The organism is Mycobacterium gordonae, assembly GCF_001417955.2.
Taxonomy (GTDB): domain Bacteria; phylum Actinomycetota; class Actinomycetes; order Mycobacteriales; family Mycobacteriaceae; genus Mycobacterium; species Mycobacterium gordonae_B.
The window spans coordinates 1-5,634 of sequence record NZ_LKTM01000083.1; the positions used below are offsets into that span (position 1 = coordinate 1).

Here is a 5,634-nt window from a genome sequence, read left to right on the forward strand (position 1 = left end):
GTTCCCCCAGCGCCCCCGTTTCCGATCAGACCCGCAGCGCCACCGTTGCCGCCCACCTGACCTGGACGCCCATCGCCACCGCGGCCACCATTGCCGAACAGCAATCCCCCAGCGCCACCGTTCTGGCCCGCCACGCCGTTATAGCCGTCGCCGATCAGTGGCCGTCCCAGCAGCGCTTGGGTGGGTGCGTTCACCACGGCGAGCACGAGTTGGTCGATGCTGGTTGCCTCGGCACCGGAATACGCCAGGGCGCCGGAATTGAGAGCCCGTGCAAACTCGGCGTGAAATGCCGCCGCTTGCACGCTGACTTCCTGATAGGCCCTGGCATGCCCGCCGAATACCGTCGCGATTGCGGTCGACACCTCGTCGGCTGCGGCCGTCAGCACTTCTGTTGTCGGGGCGAAAGCGGTTGCGTTCGCGGCACCGAGCGCGGACCTTATGCTCGCCAGGTCCGTGGCCGCTGCAGTTAAAAGCTGTGGGGTAGCGACGACGAACGACATGGCAGCCTCCAAGTTACAAACCCATTCCCGAATAGGGCAGAAGTATTGTGCGCTGCGCGACAGTAATTCGTTCGCGATTCAACTAAAGACAAATCAAACTGCTAATGGCCGGTTGAATTCAATTCAGTCGCCTTGCGCGGCACCGGCTGCCGACAATGCCTCGAATTCCTCATCGGTGAGACTGATCTGGGTGGCCGCGACGTTCTCTTCCAGATGCGACACCCGCGAGGTGCCCGGAATCGGCAGCATCACCGGCGACCGCTTGAGCAGCCAGGCCAACGCCAGCTGCGAGGGCGTCGCATCGTGCGCGGCGGCCATCTTCTGCAGCGGACCGTCCGGTGCCGCCAGCGGGCCCGATGCCAGCGGGAACCACGGAATGAAGCCGATGCCCTGAGTGGTCGCGGCATCCAGCAGCGGCTCGGCCTTGCGGGACGTCAGGTTGTACATGTTCTGCACCGACACGATCGCCGCGATCTCCCGTGCGGCATTGAGTTGGTCGACATCGACCTCGGACAGGCCGATGTGGCGAATCTTGCCCTCGCCCTGCAACGTGACCAACTCGCCCAGCTGGTCGGCCAGCGGGAAGTTCGGGTCGATGCGATGCAACTGGTACAGGTCGATGGTCTCCACGCCGAGCCGGCGCAGGCTCATCTCGCACTCCTGCCGCAGATAGCTCGGATTACCAAGGGGGATCCAGACATTCGGGCCGGTGCGCAGCAGGCCGGCCTTGGTGGCGATCACCAGACCTCGGTAGGGGTGCAACGCCTCGTGAATGATCTCCTCGGAGACATAGGGCCCGTACGAATCTGCCGTGTCGATGAAATTCACGCCCAGTTCAACCGCACGCCGCAACACCCGCACGCACTCGTCACGGTCAGCGGGCGGACCCCACACGCCGTCACCGGTGAGGCGCATCGCGCCGAAGCCGAGACGATTGACCGTCAGGTCACTACCCAGGGTGAACTTTTCGGATACATGTGCAGCCACCCTCCCGACCGTACGCGGATTGTCCTGCGAGATCTGCTCAGCCGAAGAGCGGAGCGACGAACCGGCGCACGATCGCCTCTTCCCCACCCTCGATTTCGGTGATCGGCCAGTACAACAGGCCGAGCACAACGCGCACCATCCAGAGCGCCGCCAATGGGTCATCACCGGGCAGTCCGGCGATGGAGGCCGCGGCCGCCGGGACGCGCGGAGAACCGATCAGCGTCTGCTCGATGAGTCGGGCCGTCGCCGTCGAGGAACCCACCGCCGCGAAGACGGGATGAGCGCGAACCACCTTGAGAGACATCAGGATTGCGGCAACCATCCGCTCGTCGGCCGGAAGGGATTTGACCGACTCCGCGACTGTTTCGGCGACCTGGGTCGTGGCCCGGATCAAGAGTGCATCGCGAATGGCCTCGATGCCGCCGGCGTGCCGGTAGACAGTAGCCCGCGAGCACCCGACATTTCGGGCGATGAGATCGATACTGAGCCGATCGAAGCCCCTGGCCTCAACCAGCGCACCGGCGGCGTCGTAGATTCGCTCTCGTGCGTTGTGATGCCGATCGCCGGCCAGCCAATCCACGCGACGATACTAACGACTTGGAGCCTGTCAGCGGCCTTTATTTGTGATCATTTATCACGACCCCACCCGAATGCCAGTCACCGCAGTTGTTTAGCCTGTCGGTAGCGGGACAGACACCAAAGGCACGGCCCCTGACGCCGCCCGGTCAATATGTCTCGCAATGAGACGCCGACGAGCGCCTTTCACGGCGAAATCACAGGTTGCAGGCTCGCCGTGAGACGCCGAAGCCATATTGCAATCGATGCCGGTTATCGATTTCCCAAACCGCTTGACACCGACAATTCGAACACCGAATGATGTTGTCATGCAAACCATTTCAGTTGCTTGGCGATCTTTTCGCGAAGCGCTGGATGCCCGTTGCCGGCACGCGGAACCCTCAGGAACAGCGCGCGAACTCACATGCTTTCGCGGACTGCGTGCGCCGACTGACGAATAGCGGAGCCACAACCGGTTTGAAGACACCGGCAATCCGGACTTCGACACCTTAATCGGCGCGATCGCGCCGCGCCCGCAACTCCGGCGACGGACTTACTTCGGGCACCACCTGACCTGCGCGCGATTGTTCGGCGCGAGCCGAGCGCCCCGAAGTGGAGGATTGTCATGTCTTTGTTGATCGCTACGCCAGAATTCATGGCGGCGACTGCGGCAGATCTCACCCGCGTCGGCTGGGCGGTCAGTGAGGCGAACGCAGCGGCTGCGATGGCGACCTCCGCGCTGGCCGCCGCCGCCGGCGACGAGGTCTCCACCGCGATTGCGGCGTTGTTCGGCAACCATGGCCAGGAGTACCAGGCTGCCGGAGCACGGGTGGCCGCATTTCACGAGCAGTTCGTGGCCGCTTTGACCGGCGCCGCGCAGTCGTATGCGACCGCCGAAGTCGCCGGGGCCGGGCAGTTGCTCTCCCACGCCGTCAACGGGCCCGCGCAGGCGCTGCTGGGGCGCCCGCTGATCGGCAACGGCGCCGACGGCACGTCGCCGGGACAGGCCGGGGGCGCCGGTGGACTGCTGTGGGGCAACGGTGGTAACGGAGCGGCCGGGGCCGCCGACGGTGTGTCCGGCGGCGCCGGTGGTGCTGCCGGGCTCATCGGGCGCGGCGGAACCGGCGGCATGGGCGGGGCCGGTGCCACCGGTGGTGCCGGCGGCCGCGGCGGGTGGCTGTTGGGGACCGGCGGTACCGGCGGCGCCGGTGGCGTCGCGCTGACGGCTGGTGCCGTGGGAGGCACCGGTGGTAATGGAGGCACCGGCGGGATGCTGTGGGGCAACGGCGGGGCCGGTGGCGCGGGCGGCACGGCGGTAACCCTGGACGCCTTGGGCGGCGCGGCCGGGATCTCCGGTGTCACCGGCGGTCCGGGTACCGGCGCGTCCGGCACGCCCGGCGGAGTGGGCGGCAATGGCGGTACGGGCGGCGACGGCGGATCCGGCGGCTGGTTGGCCGGTAACGGCGGCTTCGGCGGTACCGGCGGAGTCGGCGGCATGGGCGGCGCCGGCGGTGCCGGCGGCGGTGGTGCCGATGCGCTGCTGGCGGGCGCGACCGGCCACGCCGGTGGAAACGGGGGCGACGGCGGGTCCGGTGGCGCCGGCGGTGAGGGCGGTAAGGGCGGCAGCGGCGGCCTGTTCGGCGTGGACCGCGGACACGCCGCCGGCGGCGCAGGCGGGGCCGGCGGCGGCGGCGGTGTGGCCGGCAACGGCGGTGCCGGCGGCGACGGCGTGGCAGGCAACGTCAACGGCGGCGCCGGCGGTCAAGGGGGCAACCCGGGCACCGGCGGCGCGGGCGGGGCCGGTGGCAGTGGCGCCACGGCGGGCGCGCACGGGCTTGCGCCCACCAGCGGCGGTGACGGCGGCACCGGCGGACGCGGTGCCGACGCCGACACACCCGGCGGCACCGGTGGCGCCGGCGGAAAGGGTGGCGACGGCGGCCTGGTCGGCAGCGGCGGCACTGGCGGACGCGGCGGGAACGGTGCGGCCGGCGCCGCCGGCGCCGACGCCACCACCCCCGGCGCCAAGGGCAGCACCGGCCACACCGGGGGCAGCGGTGGCGCCGGCGGCGCAGGCGGTGACGGCGGAACTCGGGCGGGTGACGGCGGCAGCGGAGGGACCGGCGGGACCGGCGGCGACGGCGGCAGCGGCGGCAGCGGCGCCCGCGGCGCGGACGCCAGTGCCCTCGGTGGCGCCGGCAATGAAGGGGGCGACGGAGGCGCTGGTGGTACCGGCGGCGACGGGGGCAACGGCGGCGTCGGCGGCGCTGCCCGATCGGCAACCGGCCAGGCCGGTGGCAGAGGCGCCGGCGGCACCGGCGGCACCGGCGGCACCGGCGGCATCGCCGGCGACGGCGGCAACGGAGCAAACGGTGTCGCCTCGATCAACGGCGGCACGGGCGGCGCCGGAGGTAACGGTGGAGACCCGGGAGCGGGCGGCGCAGGCGGGTGCGGCGGCGCCGGCTCCACCATCGGAAAGCAAGGCGCCACCGGCGGCGCCCACACCAGCGGAGGCAATGGCGGCAACGGCGGATCCGGCGCCAACGCCACCGCAACAGGTATCGGCGGCGCAGCCGGCGGCATCGGCGGCAACGGCGGCCTCGTCGGCAACGGCGGCGCTGGCGGCACCGGGGGCAACGGCGCTACCGGCAGCAACGGCGAACCTGCCGCCACGCCAGGCGCCACCGGCAACTTCGGCGGCACCGGCGGAACCGGCGGCTCCGGCGGACGCGGTGGCAACGGCGGGGCTCTGGCCGGCGACGGCGGAGTCGGTGGTGCCGGCGGCGCCGGCGGTGACGGTGGTACCGGCGGCGTCGGCGGACGCGGTGCTGACGGCACCACCCCGGGCTCCGCCGGTAAGGCCGGGGGCAATGGCGGCACCGGCGGAGCGGGCGGAGCGGGCGGAGCCGGCGGCGCCGGTGGCGCGGCCCAGTCCGCTGCCGGTCACGCCGGCGCCCAGGGAGTCGGCGGCGCCGGCGGTAACGGCGGCACCGGCGGCATTGCCGGCGACGGCGGCGCCGGCGCGACCGGGGCCATGACGGTCAACGGTGGCGTCGGCGGTACCGGGGGCGCCGGCGGCGACCCGGGCACCGGTGGCACCGGCGGGGCCGGCGGCACCGGCTCCACCACCGGCAAGAGCGGCACAACCGGCAACGACGCCGTCACCGGCGGCAACGGCGGCCGGGGCGGCGACGGTGCCAACGCGACCACGTTGGCAGGCACCGGCGCGGCGGGGGGTAAGGGTGGCGACGGCGGGTTGGTCGGCAACGGCGGCACCGGCGGCACCGGCGGCACCGGCGGCACCGGGGTAGCCGGCGACTCGGCGGTCGCCTTCGGCGACTCGGGTAACCCCGGTCAGACCGGCGGGACCGGAGGCACCGGCGGCGTCGGTGGCAATGGCGGCGCTCGAGCGGGTAACGGCGGTGCCGGCGGCACCGGCGGCACCGGCGGCATCGGCGGAGTCGGCGGCGCGGGCGGCAACGGTCAATCCGGCCTTCCTGGCCTGATCAACGCCGATGGATCAGGCCAGACCGGAGGCAGTGGCGGGCGCGGCGGAACCGGGGGCGGGGGCGGCGTCGGCGGAGCTGGCGGACAG

At 71.7% G+C, this 5,634-nt stretch carries 4 protein-coding genes; 1 reads left to right on the forward strand and 3 read right to left on the reverse strand.

Features of this window, described 5'->3' with window-relative positions; genetic code table 11:
- The 3 genes from AO501_RS09650 to AO501_RS09660 form a co-directional block, all read right to left on the reverse strand.
- Positions 1-500 (reverse strand): PE family protein (locus AO501_RS09650; RefSeq protein ID WP_156452438.1); only part of this gene is annotated, 500 nt, incomplete at its 3' end.
- A 123-nt stretch (positions 501-623) separates the two neighbouring features.
- Positions 624-1,487: an aldo/keto reductase gene (locus AO501_RS09655; protein ID WP_197419810.1), complete on the reverse strand. Its 864-nt coding sequence runs from the start codon at positions 1,485-1,487 to the stop codon at positions 624-626.
- Between the two features lie 37 nt (positions 1,488-1,524).
- Positions 1,525-2,067: a TetR/AcrR family transcriptional regulator gene (locus AO501_RS09660; protein WP_055577512.1), complete on the reverse strand. Its 543-nt coding sequence runs from the start codon at positions 2,065-2,067 to the stop codon at positions 1,525-1,527.
- A 600-nt stretch (positions 2,068-2,667) separates the two neighbouring features.
- On the opposite strand from AO501_RS09660, the gene AO501_RS09665 reads away from it, so the two are divergent.
- Positions 2,668-5,634, forward strand: a 2,967-nt coding sequence (locus AO501_RS09665) for a PE family protein (RefSeq protein WP_082658515.1), incomplete at its 3' end; no start/stop codon positions are given.